Here is a 19,387-nt window from a genome sequence, read left to right as displayed (position 1 = left end):
TTGCTGTCAGGCGCTGCAGGAGGTGGTGCTGGTGGTGCTGGAGCAGGTCGAGGTCGAGGAGGACGAACACGAACCGGCGAGTACGACCTCGGCCGCGTCCGAGTAGTCCGAGATCTCGAAGGTCTCCGACTCCAACTCCAGGATCTCGTCGGCGAGGGTGGCGAGCTCGGTCTTGGCCATGATGATCTCCTTGGATACCGACTACGGGTCAACGCCGCCGGAGTCCTCGGCGGCCACGACCGCGGCGGTGTCACCCGGCGACACCCCCATCCCAACCCCAGCCACTGTCAGATCGGCCGCGTTCCGCTGCCAGAGCGCTGACATGAGGTGACAGCGGACCGACTCCGACCGCACATCCGGCCTCCGGGTGCTCCTCCCGCTGCCACCGGCGGCACCTGCCGCGAAGCCGGGAGCGGGCCGGGCCCCGGGCATAACCCCGTACCGACCCAGCGAGGTGGACACCCGTGACCCACGCAACCGCAGGAGCGACGTCGCCCGGCACCACCATCCTGCCTCCCGGGACCCTGCGTCCCGCTCTGGAGCTCTACATCGACCTGCACTCCCATCCCGAGCTGTCCGGCACCGAGCAGCGCACTGCCGGCACCTTCGCGGCCGCACTGTCCCGGCACGGCTACGCGGTGACCCGGGACGTGGGGGGCCATGGCGTCGTGGGCGTCCTGCGCAACGGCCCCGGTCCGACCGTTCTCCTCCGCGCGGAACTGGATGCCCTGCCGGTGACCGAGGGGACCGGTCTGCCCTACGCGAGCACGGTCCCCGGCGTCATGCACGCCTGCGGCCACGACCTGCACCTGGCAGCCGTCGCGGGGGCGGCCGGAGAGCTGACCAGGCTGTCGGACCGCTGGCGAGGGACCGTGCTGATCGTCGGCCAACCTGCCGAGGAGACCCTGACCGGCGCCCGGGCGATGCTCGACGACGGCCTGTACGACCGCTTCGGCCTCCCTGACCTGGCGCTTTCCCAGCACGCTGCCCCGATCCCCGCGGGCACGGTCGCCCATGCAGCCCCCGGTGCCCCACTCCTGTCGGGCAGTGTCACGCTCGATGTGGTGATCCACGGCCGGGGCGGCCACGCGGGCACACCGCACCTCACGGCCGATCCGGTCCTGGCGGCGGCGGCAGCGGTCGTCCGCCTGCAGTCGGTCGTGGCGCAGCAGACACACCCCGCGGAGCAGGCGGTCCTGACCGTGAGCGTTCTCAGAGCGGGTGACCGTGCCAACGTTACTCCCGACAGGGCGGAACTCACGCTGTGTATAAGGGCGTTCACTGACGAAGTCCTCACCAGGCTGAGCGCGGTGGCACAACGCGTCATCCGCGCCGAGTGCGAGGCCTCCGCCTGCCCCCGTGACCCCGAGTTCACGATCGCCGCACGCTCGCGTTCCCTGATCCCCGACCACTCCGTGACGACCGCGCTGCGCCGGGTGCACGAGAATCTGCTCGGCGCGCAACGCGTGGTCCGCACCCCGGCCACTACGGCCACCGAGGACTTCTCCTGCTTCGGCGAGGACGGCGTCCCCCTGGCGTACTGGCTGCTCGGTGTCACCGGTGCCGGTGCGTGGCGGGCCGCCCGCGCGGGGGGTTATCCGGTACCGCCCAACCATGCGCCGGGCTTCGCCCCTGACGTACGAACGGCCCTCCCGGTCGGTATCGCGGCTCTCAGGGACGCTGCACTTCACTACCTGGACAAGGCGGTCACATGACGACCGGACCCGACGCGTGATCGACCGCGCCCGGTCCGCGGTCGCTGCCCGGACCGGAGGCGAAGGCCACCGTGCGTTGACCTCGACAGGACACGCGTCACGGACTGCCCGAGGCGCGGGGGCGCCGACCGGATCAGAAGCCTCCGGTTCGCTGGCTCAGGTATGAAGGCGAATGGTCCGCCGATTTCGTCGGCGGACCATTCGCTGTGTGGGACTACGGGTGCTACAGGGAGATCTGCCACACCTGTGCGTAGTTCCACTCCGGGTTGCAGGTCCACAGGGTGAGCCAGGTGCCGTTGGCCAGCGAGTTGCCCTTGTTGGTGATGCACTTCGACCCGTTCAGCGTCCGAATGCGGTCGGTGTACTGGTCGAAGTCGGTATCGAACCGCTGCGGGCTGGAAAGCGAGTTGAAGTCACAGGTCCACAGAGTGAGGACGGCGCCGTTGGTGCCTGAGGCGTTGCCGCGCGGAGTCAGGCACTTGCCGCTCACGTCGTGGACGAGGAACATGCCCTGCCAATGCCACTTCTGCAGGCTGCTGCCCGTGCAGTCCCACGTGGTGACGACCGTGCCGTTGGCGGTGCTGTTGCCCTCCGGAGTGGCGCAGTTGCCCATGTTCCACAGCTTGGTGTTGCCGACCGCCTGAGCCGGGCCGGCGGCGAGGAAGCTGACCCCGACCGCGGTCAGGAGCGCTATCAGCGCCGACATTGCCTTGCGAATCATCTGCTGTCCTTCTTGATCCCAGGCTCGTTGGGGCCGACAAGCTCCCCCCACCCGGGTCGGCCGGAAGTGCCGAGTTCTCGGGCATGGGTGCGGGTGGCCTTCCTGAGCCATCATGGCGATACGGCGCCGAGTGCTGCCGTTGATGATCAAGGTGCCAGCGATTTGAGAACCTGTCAAAAATCGGACAATACGGAATTGATTGTTCCATGTGGCCGCTGATCTTGGAAGACGTTGTGGTGCGTTTCCGGCATCCGGCGGATGCGCCGCGCGTTCAGACCGTGCTGCGGAAGGCGTATGCCGTCTTGGGGTCGGACAGCGGTACCTGGGACCAGGCGGTTCGTCATCTCTTCGATGACGGTGGCGCGGACGGTCGGCCCGTCGCCACGCTCCACGATGGTCGCGCGCACCGGCGTTCCGGTGAGGTATCCGGTGGCGACGTCGGCGACCGATGCGAGAGGGCACGCCGGAGTCAACTCCTGTTCCTCCTCCACGGTGAACCCGGCGGCCGAGAGGCCAGCGCCCACGACGCCGGGGTATGCGTAACCGTGCGGAACCGTCGGGAGGAACTGCGGCGGGTCGATCGGAAAGGCCCGCTCCAGCCCGGCCTGCACCGCGGCTGCCAGGGTGTGCGTGCGGCGCCGCGCCGGGCTGCTCGGGTGCGCGGCGAGCGGGCGCATCGTGCCTGGTCGCAACGGCCTCGTCGCGGCATGGTGCGCCTCGTCGCTTCTACGTTGTGTGCGGTCCACTACCGTTGCGCGCGGCTGCGTCCCACGTGCCGTCCCGTTCCGTGCTCGGGCGGGCGGCGCGCACGTCATCTCAGGCTTTGTGGTGCTCGGGGACGTTGCGCGGTGCGGGGAGCTCGGGCGACCGCATCCGGAACAGCGGCAGGGCTCCGGTCAGTTCCATGACCCTGCGGCCTTGTTCCGGGAGGCCGGACAGTTCCAGCAGGAAGCCCTCGGCTCCGGAGCGCTGCCGTAGGCGCAACAGCATGGTGAGGCTGCTGGAGTCCATGAACGACACCTTGCTCAGGTCCAAGATGAGGGTGCTGTTGTGCAGTGCCAGGGGAGCGACAGCATGGGTGACGTGGGGGCAGGTGTCGATGTCGAGTTCGCCTCGGAGGGCGACCACCACCCGGTTGGGGAGGCGGCTGACGTTCACATTGAAGTCCTGCATGATTCAGACGGCCCCTTCGGGACGGAGCCCAGAACGGCCGGCTTCCAAACGGGTGGAAGCTCGCCGTTAGGCGCGCGGCCATCGGTGCCGCGCACAGCCGAGCAAGACCACCCGTACCCTCCGGCAGCCACTACGATGACCGCCCGGCAGCGCGGGGCACCTCACCAGACCAGGCTGGGAAGTTCCCTCAGCCTTGCACACCCGCCTCTGCTTCGGCGAGACCACACCAAATTTACTTTATGTCATATTCGCGGGTTTCGGCTGGGCCGGTTTCCGTCGTCGTCGTGCCGGCGGGTATCGTCGGCGCGCCGCCGCCCAGCCGCTTGCCGCTCGAGCATGGCGGCGAAGGTGGCCCACGCGGGCGCAGCCGGGTCGGTGCGGGCAGGTGCAGCGTGACCGAGCCATGCGGCACCTTCTCCGCTCTCGGTGTCTGCGTCCCCGCACACGGGGCCTCGGTCGCGCCCGGCTTTCACTTTGCAGGCTTGGAAGGCGGCTGTGGCCGGTAGTTGCCGTCAGGTCAACGGGCTCCTGCCGGATTCCTGCTCGCTTCCGCCGACCTGTGCAAGTGGAATGACCAACTGCGGTTCTGGTAGCTCTGTCGGACCACAGGCCGTGCGACGAACGACGCCCCCGGAGACCGGCTGGATGCGACCATCCTTATCGGAAGTCATCTCAATTGGTGTTCCCGCCTATCGGTGTAGGTGAGTCAGAATCTCATCGCTCACGGGATAGGGGCGTTCGTGCGGCAAGAGTTGCTGGGCGGCGTCCAGCTCTCCGCCCTGTACATGGGCGTGGATCGTGCGGGCCAGCGGCGTGACGTCGGCGATGGAGACGATCCACTCGTCGGCGTAGAGACGTGCGGCTTCCTCGGCGAGGCCGAGTTGTAGCGATCGGTGGGGTAGGGGCCGAAGATGCAGGTCGCGTTCGGGGTCCCATTGAACCCGGGCAGGAGCCCGCTTCAGTTGGCGCCTCCATGTGTTGCGGTCGGTGTGGAGTCCGTGCTCATAGTGGGACAGGCAGGCGTGCCGCAGTGCCCACTCGAAGCCTTCCCGGGTGATCTCGACGGCGAGGACATGCTCCTGACCTTCCTTGGTGCCCCACCCGCAGCGGTACATCATCCACAGAAATGACGGCTTGATCCACGTCATCCGGTCCCGCTGCCACACTGCCGGGAATCGACCGTCTCGGGCCGCCACCAGACCGATCTCCGGCGAGTATGCCTGGTAGACGGTGATCGTCGAGTTCGTGTGCAGGGCTCTGATCTGATGCTTGGGTTGTGTCACTGGATCAGGATGATCACACCGCTTCACGTGCACCATCGAATTACTGCGGCGTGGCGCCTCCGGGTCTGCGGTAACAGATGAGGGTGCAGGCGATGCTTGAGAAGGAGATCGCCGCACACCAGTCCTTCAAGTACGCGCTGTTCGACGCGGCGGAGAAAGCTCTGCTCGGCTGTGTCTACATCGACCCACCGGAGAGGCCCGGCCCGGACGGCGAGATCTCCTGGTGGGTGGTGGGCGAGCTGGTGGGCAGCAAGGTCGAGCAGGCCCTCGACGTGCTGGTGCCGCAGCGGATCGCCGCCGACTGGCCGTTCGAGCAGCCGCGCTTCCTCGGCCGCGAGATCTCCTGGTTGGACTGGCTCGCCCTGCCGGAGCATCCCATGGTTGTTGCTTGTACCGATCTCGAAGGCTGTCGATCGAACGGGAGTCTCGATCGGGTGACCGCGGCGGTTCCGCAGGCTCCGTCGGTACCGACCTGGGTCGGTACCGACGGCGTCGTGGACTCGCGCACCGAGACCGCTGCGGTGACCGGCTGGCTGTATGACCTGCAGCCTTGCTCGTCCTCGGGAGAGCCGGGCAGCGTTGCGCCCGGCTCTCCCGCCTGCGTGGCGAACGTAGAGGGTCAGCTCCTGGACCTACGGGAGTAATCTTGCTGTACTCCTGCGGCGGTCCGGTGTTACGGCCAGCCCTGCGTCACCTTGGCGGGTGCGGTGTTCCAGCTCTTGGGTATGAAGGTGATGATGTAGGATCCGCGGTCGAAGTCCGCGTATCCGGCGGACCAGCTGCGGAACTTGCTCTCGTACACCTTCATGGGGCCCATGCCGCCGTTCGGCGAGTGATAGTGGTTGGCGTGGGTCCACACGGTCTTGTCGGGATCTGCTTCGTTCTGGTCGCCGAACCATCCGTAGTCGAAGTTGACATAGCTTTCACCGGGGTTGCCGGGGCTGCGAGAGGTGTTCCTGTCCTCCGACATGTCGACCAGGCCGGTGCTCGTGCTGGGGCGGAAAGCGTTCGGGTCGCCGTACTTCCTCTTGTCGGAGGAGCTTTGCGGATCCTGTCCGCTCCAGAAGTGCTTGGAGTAGATGACCGCCTTCATCTTGGACGGGTCGTAATTTCCCCCATCCCTGCTCTTGAAGGAAGGCGTATTCCTGAGAGCCGCGTAGAAGTTCGATCGGGCGTCCTCGTTGAGCAGCGCGTCATTGCTCCTTGTGAGTTCCGCCTTGAGGTTGTTGAGGTACGTCCCCTCGTCGTGGGCGTCCTCAAGGGCCTTGTTCATGACGGACGCCACATCGCGAGCTCGCTTGAAGCCCTTGCCTTCGTCGAAACTCTCCTTGGCGATGCGCCCTTCGAACTCAGCCCGCGTCTCGCCTGCCCTGGGAATCGTGTTCTCCAGAGCGTTCGTGTACTTGTCCTCGTCGAAGGAGGCGAACGCCAGTCTGTTCGTCGGGTAGGGCCCTGAGTTGACCCAGGTGACACCCACACAACCGTAGGACAGCTGCTCTCGCTGCGCTTCGGTCATCTGCCGAATCTGGCCGTCGCGTTGGCTGTAGACCTGCTGCCACTTGCGTATGTAGTTGCTGATGCCCGTGGTCGCCCTGCCTCCGTAGGCCCGGTAGGCCTCGGGCATGCGGTCGAGGGGCTCGGCGGGAGGTGTTACCCTGCCGCCTGCCGCCGCCGCGGCCCTGAGAGATTCGACGGTACTCGGCAGCGACGGCCCTGAGGGCTTGCCGACCCGCCCCAGATTCAGTGCCAGCTCGTTCAGAGCATTGATGTGCCTGATGTCATCTGCCGTCAGACCGTGTTCCTCGGCGTAGGACTCCCTGTCCTCCCTCTCGCCCCTGTCGGCGGCTTGGCTGACAGACGGCATGAGACCAGCCGTACACATCAATACGCCCACCGTGGTGACAGCGAGAATCCTCGAGCGTTTGTGCATGGAAATCAGGAACTCCTTTGCGGTGAAACGTCGTGAAGAGATGGCATGCGGGAGGAGAGGCGCAGGGGTACGCGATCGAGATGCAGGGGATGGGCCCGATACAGTGGGGACGGTGAGTCGCCGGACAGACGGCCGCGCCGTCTGGGCCGACTGAGGCCACCACGATCAGGTGACGGTCCTGTCGGCCCGATCAGGCAGGGCGACGGCTCCCGATATGGGCCCCGAGACTTCGACGCGCTGCGGATCGGGTGGCACGGGCCGCATCAGCGGACCGCGGCGTGCGAGGCGGAACTCATGAAGCCGATTCCGTCAGGCACACCTGACCGGGGATGAACGGCATTGTGATCTATGCCCGTTGGGTGAGGGAAGCAGAGACGGCCCGCGTTGAGGTCAAGTGGAGAGACCGTCCTGCGGCTTCCTCGCTGGGTGACGGAGTCCGGCACCCCGGACCGGACTTCGCATAGACCTGGCCTACGGGGACACAGGCGTCTGAAGACGGCCCGTAGGCTGTCGGGTCCGTTTCGTGGAGGTTCGGTGCATCACATCTCGGCTTCCGCATGGGTGGTCTTGCCGTACGAGAAAGGATCATGTCCCGGTGCCAACCCTCGGACAACACGGTGGTTTGAGAACCGGCCACGCTGTCACATAGGGGGTATTCGGTCATCGCTCCGAGGCCGTCCGGCTCGGGATGCGGAGCGGCGGAGTTCTCCTTGCCCCCGGCACTCGGTCCGCGGTCGGGCGGAGACGAGTGACGTCTGGGACACGCGGAGCGTCGGACGACGGTGCTGCAGACTGGTCGAGGAGTTGGCGGAGCGGCCGCCTGACCAGTCGCAAGAGTCGCGGTCGGTACGCGGAGGGTCGGAGCCATGCGAATCACGCAGGCCCTCGGATACAGCAAGATCTCCGCCACTCGCCGCTGCGAGTCTTTGCCCGCTTCACTCCGCCGACGGTCTTGTCACTCGTGCCACCCGCCGGTGAAACGGCCGGTAAGGCGCCCTCTGCCCGCGGGAGACGAGTGTCGCGAGATGTCCGGTGTTCGGTGCACCTGTTGATGTTGTTCCAGATGCTGTCTTCTAAGGGCTGTCCCGTAGTCCGCGGTGGATCAGAGCGCGGCGTCAGGTGCGGTGCAACGCAAGGCAGAGAGTCGCCCTCATACTGGGTGTATTCGGGCGATTCGACAACGCAGCGTGGGGGCACCTCCCGGCGAAGCCGGGGGGAGTGCCGTAGCTGTCGCCGCGCGCCCGCCGGGGATTACGGGACAGCCCTTAGGTGATCGGGGCTGCGGTGTCCGAGGCGGGAGTGACGGCGTCCTGAATGTTGTGGTGGTGCAGCCAGCGGAACGCGTCGAGGCGGGCCTCGCCTGCGCGGTGCAGGTGTCCTCGGCCGCGGCGATGCCGCTGTCCGGGCCAGGCCAGCCCTTCGGATCGCGGACGTCTTTTCCCTGCTCGTCGAAACGCTTTGAAGTCCTGCATGTGCCGTTGCGGCTGCCCTATTGTGCGATGGCCTCGACGGTGTCCTCCGACTTGCGGGCCAGCAAGTGGGCGTCGAGGAAGCCCCGCTCAGAGGCCGGGTCGTGGAGCAGCCGGGCGAACGTGACGAGACCGGCCTGGGCCAGGAGCTCGGCGAACCGGTCCGCCGGCCAGCTGTAGGCGGGTGTCACCTTGTGGTCGAAGCGGACCGGCTCGGGCCCGTCGGTCGCGAAGAACGAGGCCAGGAGCAGGCCCTCTGGCGCCAGGACACGCGCCTGCTCGGCGAGCAGCGCGGGTAGTTCCCCAGGAGGGGTGTGGATCATCGAGTAGTGGGCCAGCACGCCGCCGAGCTTGCCGTCCTCGACTGGCAGGGCCTCCATTCGCGCCTCCTCGAACTGCAGCGCTGGATGGGCCCGCCGGGCGTGGTCGACCATGGCTGGAGAGAGGTCGAGCCCGAAGGCATCCAGCCCCAGGTCATGCAGCATGGCCGTCAGATGTCCGGGCCCGCAGCCGACATCGGCCGCCCGCGGACTCCCCGTCCCGCGCACCAGCTCGGCGAAAGTGCCGATCATGTTCCGTGAGAACGGTTGCGTCTCCAGCCGATCAGCGAACATCGACGCGTACAGCTCGACGACCCCGTCGTAGGCCGCCCTGGTCTCGTCCTGGTGCTCCACCACGGGATAGAAGCTAACACCCGCCGTTCGCAGCTGTTCTCCCGCCTCGTGCCGAATCCCGCGCCCGCGCTGCGGACGCGGGCTGATTGAGGCCTCCGTCTGGCTGGATCACACCAACGTGCTCCAGTGGCAGTAGGCCCGGTCCAGGGTCCGAGCCATGAACGCAAACGGAGAACTTGGAGACATCGAGCCCAAAGGCATGTATGCCTGATTCCCCGTCAGGGGTACGTGTGCGTACGGAAGGAGCAGTTCAGGGTGCAAGAGGGCGCTCTCATACACGACCACGCGATCGTCGGCGCCTACTTCGGTTACCCGGAGAACCGCTGCTCCGCAGCCCAGTTGTTCCGGGCCTGGGTGGGTCCCGAGGAGTTCCCCGCGATCCTGGCGCACTGGGCCGACATTCTGCGCTGACCACCCATGAGGCAGCGACCGCGATCCCGACGACCGCCGATCTCGCACTTCAGCACCCGCAAATCCTCGCACTCAGCTGCGTCTGCGTGAGAGCGACCAGCCGGAGCAGGTACCCAGTCCTGGCTTCGAGGACATGACGGTCGGTCTTTGGGCCCCCGAGGAAGTCGGGGGCCCACGGCAGGTTGATCACGAGCCGCCTGAGCACCATGTGAACGAAGGCAGTCGCTCTGCCTGCGACGGCAGCCCCAGGACGCAGTTCACGCGAACAGCCATGTCTCCTCCGCAGAGTCAGGCTGTCGGGCGTGAGTGCGAATTCAGCCTGCGCCACCTCTTCGGTGGGCGCGGCGACGGGATGGCCGGGGGTTCGGCGCTCTCTCTGGTGGCGGGAAGAGGCCTGGTCGCCTGAGAGTGCTGCCGCCGAGGTGAGATGCTGTCAGACCTCCGCGGAGTGAACTCGACCGGAAGAGCGGCGGGCCGGGAGGTCATCCAGTCGGACGTGATGCGGATCTCGGAGTTCGGCACCGCCAGCCGTATGTCGGGCAGCAACTCCATCAGCACCTCGATGCCCGTGTCGGCGATCGCACGGCCGATGTCCCCACCAGGGCAAGCATGAGGACCGCTGCCCAGCGCCAGGTGCGCGCGATTGCCGGCCATCGAAACGGAAAGGTCCGGGCGCTGTTCAGGATCAATATGGGCTGCAGCGATGCCCATCAGGAGCATGTCACCCCTCTTGATCTGCTGCCCCGCAAGCGTGTGGTCGGCCAAGGCCCAGCGGCCCGGGAGCACATTGAGGCTGGGGTTGTCCCACATCACCTGGTCGAGTGCCTCCGGCAGCGTCATGTAGCCGCCGTTGAGCCGTCCGCGGAAGCTGCTGTCGGTCAGCATCAATCGCAGCGTCTGGGTGAGCAGGTTCACCGTGTTCTGATGTGCGGCGACGAGGATCAGCCGCAGATGTTCGACCACCTCTGTGTGGTTGAGCGCGGACTCGTGACCGAGGATGCGGGTGGCCAGGTCCATTTCACCGGGCGAGTTGGCCTTGTACGCGACCAAGTCCTCAAGCACCCGGGTGACGAGACGGTTGCTCGCCGGCGCGGTGTCGCTGCCCCGGATCAGGTCGAGCGTCGGTTCGACGAGCAGCGGACCCTTGTCCGGGCTCATGCCGATGATCCGGCTGACGACCAGCATGGGCAGGCGTTCGACGAAGTCGCTGACGAGGTCTGCCCTTCCGGATTCCGAGAAGCGCGCGACGAGCTGCTGGGTGAAGTACTTGACGTACCGTCGCATACCGTGTCGGCTGATCGCATCGAGGCTGTCCACCACGGCGCTTCGCAGTCGGGCGTGCTCTGCACCGTCGACGAAGGCGCACATCGGCTGCCAGCCGACCATGGGAACGAGGGGAGAGTCCATCGGCACGCGGCCCTCTTGGAACGCGCTCCAATGACGGGAGTCGCGGGCATACAGCCTGGGGGTCCGCATGACGTCGAGATTCTCGCGGTACCCGAGCACCAGCCAGGCGGGGAGGTCACCATGCAGCAGCACAGGCGCCACCGCGCCGTACTGGCGACGCAGGTTCTCGTACGTTCCCGCAGGGTCGGTGATCTCCGCGAGGCGCTGTAGGCCGTTCCGACCGCCGTGGGCCGGGCAGCCGGGAGGCGGCGCGGCCCCGTCAGGCATCGTTGAGGGGTGGTGGGGGGTCAAGTCGGTCGCCTCCGGAGATGGCGAGTGCGTCCGTCACGAAGGCCGGACAGGGCACTCATGATCGTCATTGCATGCCGCGCGCAGCAGCCCTGAGCATCCGCTTCATGAAGCACATGTTCGGAAGCCCAGCGCAGCATATCTCTGTCCGTACCAGTCCGGATATGACGTCAAGCCTCCTGGCGGTCGAGGACATTGGGGCGCCAGGAGGCCTCTGTTCGATGAGTCCTGCGGACAGCCCTTAGCGGTGAGCAAGCTGAACCGGCGCGAAGGGGAACGCGCACTCGCCCCCTGCTGCTCGGCGTAGGATCCGCCGTCGTCATGCTGGGTGCCGCCCTCGCCCCCACCACAGCGTCGGCGGCAGCTGACACTGCGTCCGCATCGCCCAGGGCCGAGGCACCGGCTGCCGGGTTCTGGTCGTGCACGGTACCGCCCGGCCACACGTTCACCGGTACTCAGAGCAGCCTGGCCTGCTCCCCTAGCGGGGTCCGCACCATGTACTACGTGCAACTCCCCGCAGACGGCATGTGGGCGTGCACCACGATGCCCGGCTTCACCTTCACCGGCGCGCAGAACACCCTGGCCTGCTCACCCAGCGGGGTCCGCACCATGTACTACCTCAGGGCGCTCTGACAGACCAGCCGGTTCCCGCCCACCGGTAGCACAGGGCGGCGGGAACCGGCCGTATCACCGTGGACAGCCTTCACCGCACCGCACCAGAGGTGAGCAGGGCGACGGGCGGCTCACATGGTCATTGCGATCGCCCACGATCCTGGCGTTGACGGATGACCATGGGGACACGTACGGGGTGTGCCACGGCGGCGACCGCCTCCTTCGGAGGCTTGCTGCCGGGGACCGAACGGAGCTGCCATCGGGGCAGGATCGTCGCCAGGGTGATCGTGGCTTCCATCCACGCAAACTTGTCACCAATGCACTTGTGGGCGCCTGCGCCCAGGGGGACGACATGCTGCCGCGGTCGTGCTGCCGTCTCCTCGGGGAGCCATCGGCCGGGGTCGAATCGGTTCGGATCCGGGTACAGGTCGGGACGCCGGTGGAGTGCGTAGAAGCTGAGGAGAACCTCCGTGTCCGCTGGGATGGTGTAGCCGCCGATGGTGACTTCCTCGGTGGTACGTCGCATCGTCGCGACCACCCCGTGAAGGCGGATGACCTCGTCCAGGACGCGGCCGACGCTCGGCAGGCGTGGCACGTCGGCGAAGGTGATCTGGCGGTCGCCGATCACCTCATCGATCTCGGCCAGCAGTTCCTGCTCCACCTCAGGGTGCCGGCCAAGGTAGTACAGCGTCCAGGCGAGGGTTGACACGACGGTCTCGGACCCGGCGAAGAGCATCGTCGTCAGTTCATCGCGTACTTCCTGGTCAGTGAGACTCGCGCCGGTCTCGTCACGTGCGGAGAGCAGCAAGGACAGCAGGTCGCCGCGGGCCTCTGGTTCGGATGCCCGGGTAGCGGCGATGGCATCGTCGAATACGGCTCGCATGCGCGCCGAGGCCTGGTCGAACGCCTTCCAGATCGGGAACCTGTCGAAAGACTCCGGGGCGATCGCTCTGCGCAGCAGGTAGCTGTTGAGGAGGGGAACATCCTCTTGGACAGCCCGGATCGCCGGAGCACCGATATCGGCACCGAAGAGCGTCTTCGTCAAGACGCCGATGGCGTAAGAGCCCATCACATCATGAGCGTCGATGACCTGCCCGTCGCTCCATGAGTCAGCGAGCGCGCGTGCCTGCTTGCCAATTGTCTCGGCATAGCCCGCCAAGCGCTCCTTGTAGAACATGGGTTGGATCAGCCGCCGCTGCCGTCGGTGGTAGGCGCCGTCTGAGCTGGCCAGTCCGTTGCCGGAGAAGGAGCGGACCCGGTCGAACATGCGGCCTTTGTTGAAGGCCTTGCCGTTGACCAGCACTTCGTGAACGGCTTCGGGGCTCGTTACCAGGACCACAGGCATGGTGGCGACCTGAAGACGGAGGACAGGCCCCTCGGTGTGGAGGGATCTCAGAGCCCCCAGGGGATCGCGCAGCAGTCGCGGCAGGTGGCCGAGGCCCGGGACGCGCCCCTTGGCAACGGGTATGGCTGTCAGTGACACAGACGTTCTCTCCTAGACGATCAGAAGCCGGCGTTCGGCCTTGCGGCTGACGTGTGGTGGTGAAGCGTGTTCCCGGTCGAATCGAAGCCGTCGGGGGGTCTCCCTGCTGAGGCTGCAGCTGACCCACCTGCGGCTCTTCTGGTGCATCATCATCAATGGGAATCCGCATCTGCGCCAGCGACGGTTGCTCCGTCACCCTTGCCCGGCGTCCGGCTGGGGCGATGAACAAGAGGCACCCGGCGTTTGATCCTTGCGACGTGGGCTTGTTGCGCTCTGACGGAATCCGGGATCGGGGGTTCAGCCCCAGGGGACGTCCATCATGGAGAGCGCGGGGAAGAATGAAGCCATCCCCTCGCCGCTCGTTCACGCCGGCATCCCACGCGCAGTTGCTCGTGGTGGGCCCGCCAGGTGCGGCCGTCCTCCCTCGGATACCGCATCGGTGCTGCAGCGCATGCCGCTCCGTACCATGCCGTCTGCCCGGTCGCCGCGGTGCCGAACACCCGAGTGCCTCCCGCGCGCAGCTGGGTCACCGATGCGGGACCTTGGTGTGGCCGACCCATCGGCACGAGTGGGTGCTACTTGCTCAGGTTGTCTTGTCACGCCGGCTGTTGTCCGTCGCACCGCCCTGCCCGGACGATCCGGGCAGGACGACCGAGCAGAGGGCGGAGAAGCCGTTACAGCACGCCTTGGCGCAGGGCGAAGGCGACGGGCTGGGTGCGGTTACGCAGGCGGAAGCGGCTGGTTACTCCGCCGAACACGTGCTTGACGGTGCGTTCCGAGTAGTTGAGGCGTCCGGCGATCTCCGTGGTGTCGAGCCCCTCCGACAGCAGCCGTAGCACAAGGATCTCCCGCGGGATCAGCCCGGACAGGGTCATGCCGATCGGGGCGAGCACCTCGCCCTGGAGGGAACGGATCTTGTCAACGAGCCGGCCTTGGAACTCCGGCGGCATGCAGGCGGCACCCTTCGCCACGCTCCGGATGGTGTCCACCACCACGTCGAACCCGTGCACCGACCTCGGTCACGCTGCGCAGCCCCCTGCACGGCCCGCAGTACATAGGGCTCCGGCACCTGGTCCGAGACGAGGATGATCGCTACGCCCGGATTGCGGCAGTTCGCGGCGAGTGACTCAAGCAGTCGCATCGTCGACTCGCGTATCTCGTCCGCGAGGACGAGCAGCACATCGGCCTTCGGCCGCTGCGCCGGTGACAGGATGCGGAGTTCGGGGGTGTCCGGTCTGGGGAGACGCCAAGGTCCTCGGTAGCTGACTCCCTGCGTCGCTCGACCTCGGTGCGTTGGTCTTTCTTGCTGTGCGCTTGAATCGGGAAGGCACTGGGGAACGTCAGCCATACAGAAGGCGTTTCGGAATCATCGGGAGAAGGGGCAGGCGATCGTGGGCAAAGGGCCGAGTTGGGCACGTTACTCCTCCATGGTCATCGGGGTCCTGGTGCTCGTCTTCGGACTCTCGGCACTACTGGCCGATCAGCCGGGAGTCGGCAAGTGGGCTGTAGGTGGTGTCTGCATGGTCGCCGGAGCGAGTCTCATAACCAGCGCCTGCGTGCTCAACCGCCGCGATGCCGTCCGGTCGGCTGGTACGGGGCGACGCGACCTCAGGATCCGCCCCTCCCACGAGCGTTCGGCGTCGGACGACGCATTCCTGACTACCGTGCTCGGAAAGGCGCGTCCTCCCCGGCGTCGGGAAGAGCCGCCGCCTGAGAGGCAGGCACGGGGCCCTGTCACTGTTCTCAGCAGCAACAAGGACACCGAGTTCAGTCTGAACGAGTCCGGCATGCTTGTCCGGGACAAATGGCCCCGTCCTGGGGGAGCATTTCGTTGGAAGGTCCGGCTGCAACTGCATTGGGAGGACATTGCCTCCCTGGGGTTCGACTACGGCAGCCACGACTCTGTCGTGTCGCTGTGGGCGGTGCTTTCGCATGGTGATCAGCGGCAGCACATCGTGGACTCCCGCGCGTTCGCGGGCTCGCAGTGGCAGGAACTGGCTCTCAGCTTCGCGGACCTGACCAGCGGGCGCCTGGCCGTCGACCTCACCGGACGGGACCATCCTGGCATGCTGCGCGACTCCTGATCACGGGCCCGATCCGCTACAAGAAGGTCTGCGAGTTCGACGGCGCGGAGGGTGTGTTGACCGAACTAACTGCGATATTTGTGCAGGTCAGAAGCCGTTCTGCTAGCTTCCCGCCATGCCTGAGGAGCAAAGTCCCGGAAGGGATCTGAAGAGCTTTGTCCTGCCCGATGACTCTGCTGCGCAATTCGTGGCGGGGGTGGGGCCGGGTCGGTGATGATCGTCTCTGGGTCGCTTTCGTGCCGTGCGGCCGTGGAGGTGGGACGGGTGTCGATGCGGCCGGTGGGGCTGCCGGAGATCCCGGAGCAGACGGTGAGGGTGGCTCGGGCGGCGTTCCCGAAGGGGAGCCTGGCGATACGGGCCCGGGACCGTCTGGCGGGGATTTTCGCTGATGAGCCGTTCGCGGGGGCGTTCGGGGTGCGGGGTGCTCCGGGGCTGTCGCCGGGGGTGTTGTCGCTGGTCACGGTGCTGCAGTACTGCGAGGACCTCACCGACCGGCAGGCCGCGGTGATGATGGTGCGGGCGATCGACTGGAAGTACGCGCTCGGGATGGAGCTGACGGACACCGGTTTCGACGTGAGTGTGCTGTCCAGGTTCCGGGCCCGGCTCGCGGACAATGGCATGGAACGGGTGGTCTTCGACCGGCTCCTTGAGCACTGCAAGGACGCCGGCCTGGTGGGGGACGGAGGCAGGCAGCGTACTGATTCCACCCATGTGATCAGTGCGGTGCGGGACTTGAACCGTCTTGAGCTGGCAGGGGAGAGCGTGCGGGCGGCCCTGGAGGCCCTCGCGACTGCGGCGCCGTCGTGGCTGGCCGGCCGGATCGATGTGGCGGGGTTCGCCCAGCGGTACGGGTCCCGGGTGGATGGCTGGCGGATGCCGTCCTCGCAGACCAAGCGCGACCGCCTCGCCCAGGTCTTGGGTCAGGACGCCCTCGCTTTATGCCGGGCGGCCTGGGCCGCCGATACAGCCCTGGCCCACATCCGTCTTGGTAGCGCCGAGGCCGATCAATCTGGTCACCTCGTCCTCGGTGCTGCCGTCGATCGGGCTGACGTCGAGGTGAAGCCGGTTCTTCACGGTCTTGCCCTCGGGTACCTGGATGAACAGCAGGGTGGGTGGCATCTGACGGGCCCGAACATCCTGGACGGTCGGCACCCAGGAACCGATCTCGACCCTGCCCGCGCTCCGGTCGATCACCTTGAAGTCCAGGACCTCGCACCAGAAGGCCGCGAGCCTCTCCGGATCACGGCAGTCAACGACCAACTCGGTGAACCTACTTGTCATGACTCTCCCAGATAGTGCGGACGGGGCTCAGAGTATTGGCCAGATCGCCCGTCCGACAGATCCGCGATCTTCCTGACTGGCCCAGACGGACTGACCCGGCATCAGGTATGCGAGTAGCCCCTGGTAGGAACAGGTCTGCGAAGATCACGTTCCGGAACCCAGAGGCTTCACGCGTTGACCAGTATCACCTATACCGCAACACTCGACGTCGGTAGGGAGACCGCCGAGTCTCTCGCCCGACTCTTGCGCGAGCACCGCGAACGGCTCGGCACTCGCAACGGGACCCGCGCTCTGGGCGTCTTCAAGCAGGGTGTCCTGGTGCTGCGGTGGTTCGTCGACGGGACGCGGCTGGCCCAACTCGCCCGGGACAACGGGGTTTCGGTTCCCACCGCGTACCGCTACTCGCACGAAGGGCTGACCGTGCTCGCCGACCACGCCCCGGATCTGTCCACCGCGCTGGAACGGGCGGCGTCCGCCGGCTACACCCATCTCAACCTGGACGGCACCGTCATCCGTGCCGGCCGCGTCGCCGCCCCCGGCCCCAACGGCGCCGACCTCTGGTGGTCCGGGAAGCACAAGCACCACGGCGGCAACGTCCAGGTCATCTCCGCCCCCGACGGCTGGCCGATCTGGGTCTCCCCGGTCCGCCCCGGCCGCGAACATGACACCACCTGCTCCCGCACCCACGGCCTGGTCGACGCCCTCAACCGGCTCGCCTCCACCCTTGACATTCCCACCCTGACCGACCTCGGCTACGAAAGCGCCGGCGACGGCTTCCGCCATCCGGTCAAGAAGCCCAAAGGCGGCGAACTCGACGACGGGCAGCAGGCGTTCAACTCAGTCATCCGAGGCGTCCACGCGGTCGCCGAGCGGGCCAACGCCCTACTCAAGGTCACCTTCAAGGCCCTGCGCCGGGTCAGCCTCGACCCCAGCGGCATCACCCGGATCGCCCGAGCCGCCCTCGTCCTGCTCCAGATGGAACACGGGTGCACCACCTGGCCGAAGATCACGAACCGTCACGAGACGTTACCGAGAAGGGTTCACTGAACGGCCTCGACTCGAAGAGATTCGGAACAACCTGTACGGCCGCATCGACGAAGCCGAACGTGAGGGCTGGCTCGGTGAAGCAGAAGGTCTTCGCATCAGCCTCACGGCTGCAGAAGGGGGTGAGCGGGCCATGACTGAGGTCCGGGAGTCCTCCGTTCGGGACTCATGTCTTCAACCGAGTTGCCGGGTTCCCGCGTCTGCGCAGCGGCTGCGCGCTCTCCTGCGTCCGCTTGGTGCGGCCCTGTCGGTCGGAGCCATGGGGATTTCGCGAACGCCTGAGGAAGCAGCCCGTGACCACCGCACAGGCTGCGACGGTGTGCGCGGTCGTGGCGATCACGTCCGGGTCGCCGCCCGACTGCGCGGTGACGTACTTGGCTGCGCCTGCCGCGGCTACCGTGAGCCACTCCCAGCGGCCGTCCAGGGCCACGAGTGCGATGAGCAGCAGCGCGTACCAGGAGTAGCCGGGTGTCAGCAGGAGGAAGGCCGTACCGGTGACCAAGAGGGCGCCATGCCACGGGCGTCCGGGATCGCCGCGGAGCAGCACGTGCACGACGACACACAACATCACGACAGCGACGGCCGGGACCGCCCAACTGCCGGGCAGCACCAGCCGTAGCAGGGCGTAGCGGCTTCGGGCCGACGAGTCCTCGTAACCCTCCTCCTCGACGTACCCGCCGAGATAGCCGAGGACGGAGCCCTCCGAGAGAAGCACATACGGCAGATACGTCAGTGCGACAACGGCGGCGGCAGGGATCACGATTGCGGCGGCGTCTCGCCATCTGCGCACTCCGGAGAGCGCGCCCGGCAGCAGGAGCGCGGGCAGCAGCTTGGCGGCAGTGGCGGCTCCGAGAAGGGCGCCGCCCAGCGTGCGGTGCCGCGCGACGGCGGCGAGACCGGCCACACCCAGAAGCACAGCGAGGACGTCGGCGTGGGCATTGTTGACCGCTTCGATGGGCACTGCCGGGCACCAGGCCCAGTACGCGGCATCGCGCGGATCGCCCCGTCGGCGCAGCGCCAGCAGCAGCACGCCGGTCACGCCCACGGACAGCAGCGCACCTCCCATCTGCAGGGGCTTGTGCCGGGAGTCATCCGGGGAAAGCGCGTGGACCAGTACGAAATAGCCCTCGGCCACCGGTGGGTAGATGGTGTGGACGCGTGGCCTGTTGAGCCGAGTACATCGGATCTCGCCGACGGGGCCGGGGATCCGTGCGCGCTCCGGGCCTGCGCAATCCGTGCCCGCCGGGAAGAGCCAGGGATCCCGCAACTCGGCGAGGGCGGGGGAGGCGGGAGGGTGGTCGTAGGGGGAGATCCCGGCAGCCTGCACCCGTCCGTCCCAGGCGTAGCGGTACGAGTCGCTGCTGGTACGTGGGGGAGCCATGAGCCCTGTCGCAGCGATGATCACGGAGCCGCCGAGAACCATCGCCACTGCGTGGCGGACGGAGACCTTCCTCAGGAACCGGACCGCCAGCGCGAACAGCAGCCAGCAGGCCCCGTACCAGCAGGCCAGGCCGACGGAATCCGTGACGTATCCGTCGTGTCGGACGGTGAGGGCGAGCGTGATGGTGAGAGTGGCCAGCAGCAGACCGGTGACGAGAGTGCGAGGGTTGATCACGCTGCTCAGCGTGCCAGCCGATGCTCTCGTGGGCGGGCCGCCGACGTCGACGTCAGCGATTCGTAAGGTGTCGAAGCAGCACCGAATGCCCCGTTCGGGGGTGTGATGGTGCCATGAGATGGCGACGCACTGGATGGGAACGTGGCCTCGTGGCATCCCTCACGGATCGGCTGCGCGCGTGCAGGGGGCGACTGCCC

Annotated in this window: 17 protein-coding genes and 2 pseudogenes; 7 read left to right on the top strand and 12 right to left on the bottom strand. The window is 67.0% G+C overall.

Annotation, left to right across the window (positions count from 1 at the left end; all coding sequences use genetic code 11):
- Positions 1–6: 6 nt before the first annotated feature.
- Positions 7–183, bottom strand: coding sequence for a thiazolylpeptide-type bacteriocin (locus V1460_RS18325; protein WP_338678094.1), 177 nt, complete (start codon positions 181–183; stop codon positions 7–9).
- Positions 184–464: 281 nt separating this feature from the next.
- On the opposite strand from V1460_RS18325, the gene V1460_RS18320 reads away from it, so the two are divergent.
- Complete coding sequence (locus tag V1460_RS18320) at positions 465–1,715, top strand: amidohydrolase (protein ID WP_338674725.1); 1,251 nt, start codon at positions 465–467, stop codon at positions 1,713–1,715.
- Between the two features lie 223 nt (positions 1,716–1,938).
- Here V1460_RS18320 and V1460_RS18315 read toward each other — a convergent pair whose 3' ends face one another.
- The 4 genes from V1460_RS18315 to V1460_RS18300 form a co-directional block, all read right to left on the bottom strand.
- Positions 1,939–2,436: a ricin-type beta-trefoil lectin domain protein gene (locus V1460_RS18315; RefSeq protein ID WP_338674724.1), complete on the bottom strand. Its 498-nt coding sequence runs from the start codon at positions 2,434–2,436 to the stop codon at positions 1,939–1,941.
- 173 nt (positions 2,437–2,609) lie between these two features.
- Positions 2,610–3,113 carry a hypothetical protein gene (locus V1460_RS18310; protein WP_338674723.1) on the bottom strand — a complete coding sequence of 168 codons (504 nt, stop codon included), beginning with the start codon at positions 3,111–3,113 and terminating at the stop codon, positions 2,610–2,612.
- A 139-nt stretch (positions 3,114–3,252) separates the two neighbouring features.
- Positions 3,253–3,609, bottom strand: a complete 357-nt coding sequence (locus tag V1460_RS18305; RefSeq protein WP_338674722.1) for an STAS domain-containing protein — start codon at positions 3,607–3,609, stop codon at positions 3,253–3,255.
- Positions 3,610–4,298: 689 nt separating this feature from the next.
- Positions 4,299–4,928 (bottom strand): DUF4291 domain-containing protein, encoded by a 630-nt coding sequence (locus V1460_RS18300; protein WP_407077481.1) that lies wholly within the window; start codon positions 4,926–4,928, stop codon positions 4,299–4,301.
- 62 nt (positions 4,929–4,990) lie between these two features.
- On the opposite strand from V1460_RS18300, the pseudogene V1460_RS18295 reads away from it, so the two are divergent.
- Positions 4,991–5,269, top strand: a pseudogene (locus V1460_RS18295) (N-acetyltransferase); the annotation flags it as partial.
- A gap of 296 nt (positions 5,270–5,565) precedes the next feature.
- On the opposite strand, the gene V1460_RS18290 reads toward V1460_RS18295, so the two are convergent.
- Both V1460_RS18290 and V1460_RS18285 read right to left on the bottom strand, forming a co-directional pair.
- The gene (locus tag V1460_RS18290) at positions 5,566–6,822 is read right to left on the bottom strand and encodes a protein-glutamine gamma-glutamyltransferase (protein WP_338674720.1); all 1,257 of its coding nucleotides are present in this window, start codon (positions 6,820–6,822) and stop codon (positions 5,566–5,568) included.
- Positions 6,823–8,311: 1,489 nt separating this feature from the next.
- On the bottom strand, positions 8,312–8,968 hold the full coding sequence (locus V1460_RS18285; protein WP_338674719.1) for a class I SAM-dependent methyltransferase: 657 nt from the start codon (positions 8,966–8,968) through the stop codon (positions 8,312–8,314).
- 252 nt (positions 8,969–9,220) lie between these two features.
- Between V1460_RS18285 and V1460_RS18280 the strand changes: the two genes are divergently transcribed.
- Positions 9,221–9,376, top strand: coding sequence for a hypothetical protein (locus V1460_RS18280; RefSeq protein WP_338674718.1), 156 nt, complete (start codon positions 9,221–9,223; stop codon positions 9,374–9,376).
- Between the two features lie 288 nt (positions 9,377–9,664).
- Here V1460_RS18280 and V1460_RS18275 read toward each other — a convergent pair whose 3' ends face one another.
- Entirely contained in the window at positions 9,665–11,050 is a 1,386-nt protein-coding gene (locus V1460_RS18275) for a cytochrome P450 (protein ID WP_338674717.1), read from the bottom strand.
- Between the two features lie 342 nt (positions 11,051–11,392).
- On the opposite strand from V1460_RS18275, the gene V1460_RS18270 reads away from it, so the two are divergent.
- Entirely contained in the window at positions 11,393–11,704 is a 312-nt protein-coding gene (locus V1460_RS18270) for a hypothetical protein (protein ID WP_338674716.1), read from the top strand.
- A gap of 118 nt (positions 11,705–11,822) precedes the next feature.
- On the opposite strand, the gene V1460_RS18265 is transcribed toward V1460_RS18270, so the two are convergent.
- Both V1460_RS18265 and V1460_RS18260 read right to left on the bottom strand, forming a co-directional pair.
- Complete coding sequence (locus tag V1460_RS18265) at positions 11,823–13,166, bottom strand: cytochrome P450 (RefSeq protein WP_338674715.1); 1,344 nt, start codon at positions 13,164–13,166, stop codon at positions 11,823–11,825.
- A gap of 674 nt (positions 13,167–13,840) precedes the next feature.
- Positions 13,841–14,137 carry a helix-turn-helix transcriptional regulator gene (locus V1460_RS18260; RefSeq protein WP_338674714.1) on the bottom strand — a complete coding sequence of 99 codons (297 nt, stop codon included), beginning with the start codon at positions 14,135–14,137 and terminating at the stop codon, positions 13,841–13,843.
- Positions 14,138–14,593: 456 nt separating this feature from the next.
- Here V1460_RS18260 and V1460_RS18255 point away from each other — a divergent pair, with 456 nt between their 5' ends.
- Positions 14,594–15,250, top strand: a complete 657-nt coding sequence (locus tag V1460_RS18255) for a hypothetical protein (RefSeq protein WP_338674713.1) — start codon at positions 14,594–14,596, stop codon at positions 15,248–15,250.
- Positions 15,251–15,463: 213 nt separating this feature from the next.
- Positions 15,464–15,877: pseudogene (locus V1460_RS18250) on the top strand (transposase); the annotation flags it as partial.
- 309 nt (positions 15,878–16,186) lie between these two features.
- Here the strand turns inward: V1460_RS18250 and V1460_RS18245 are convergent.
- A complete protein-coding gene (locus V1460_RS18245) occupies positions 16,187–16,531 on the bottom strand; it encodes a VOC family protein (protein ID WP_338678093.1) in 345 nt (114 codons plus the stop codon).
- A gap of 174 nt (positions 16,532–16,705) precedes the next feature.
- On the opposite strand from V1460_RS18245, the gene V1460_RS18240 reads away from it, so the two are divergent.
- Positions 16,706–17,578: a transposase family protein gene (locus V1460_RS18240; RefSeq protein WP_407077480.1), complete on the top strand. Its 873-nt coding sequence runs from the start codon at positions 16,706–16,708 to the stop codon at positions 17,576–17,578.
- A 163-nt stretch (positions 17,579–17,741) separates the two neighbouring features.
- Here the strand turns inward: V1460_RS18240 and V1460_RS18235 are convergent, their stop codons facing one another.
- A complete protein-coding gene (locus tag V1460_RS18235) occupies positions 17,742–19,190 on the bottom strand; it encodes a glycosyltransferase 87 family protein (protein WP_338674712.1) in 1,449 nt (482 codons plus the stop codon).
- Positions 19,191–19,387: the final 197 nt, after the last annotated feature.

The organism is Streptomyces sp. SCSIO 30461 (assembly GCF_037023745.1).
GTDB lineage: Bacteria > Actinomycetota > Actinomycetes > Streptomycetales > Streptomycetaceae > Streptomyces.
This window is presented reverse-complemented; position numbering and strand designations above follow the sequence as displayed.

Coding starts and splice junctions, on each gene's coding strand:
- V1460_RS18275 (WP_338674717.1), bottom strand. CDS start 11,050: ATGCCTGACGGGGCCGCGCCGCCTCCCGGCTGCCCGGCCCACGGCGGT.
- V1460_RS18270 (WP_338674716.1), top strand. CDS start 11,393: ATGCTGGGTGCCGCCCTCGCCCCCACCACAGCGTCGGCGGCAGCTGAC.
- V1460_RS18315 (WP_338674724.1), bottom strand. CDS start 2,436: ATGATTCGCAAGGCAATGTCGGCGCTGATAGCGCTCCTGACCGCGGTC.
- V1460_RS18300 (WP_407077481.1), bottom strand. CDS start 4,928: ATGGTGCACGTGAAGCGGTGTGATCATCCTGATCCAGTGACACAACCC.
- V1460_RS18290 (WP_338674720.1), bottom strand. CDS start 6,822: ATGCACAAACGCTCGAGGATTCTCGCTGTCACCACGGTGGGCGTATTG.
- V1460_RS18305 (WP_338674722.1), bottom strand. CDS start 3,609: ATGCAGGACTTCAATGTGAACGTCAGCCGCCTCCCCAACCGGGTGGTG.
- V1460_RS18310 (WP_338674723.1), bottom strand. CDS start 3,113: ATGCGCCCGCTCGCCGCGCACCCGAGCAGCCCGGCGCGGCGCCGCACG.
- V1460_RS18245 (WP_338678093.1), bottom strand. CDS start 16,531: ATGACAAGTAGGTTCACCGAGTTGGTCGTTGACTGCCGTGATCCGGAG.
- V1460_RS18255 (WP_338674713.1), top strand. CDS start 14,594: ATGGTCATCGGGGTCCTGGTGCTCGTCTTCGGACTCTCGGCACTACTG.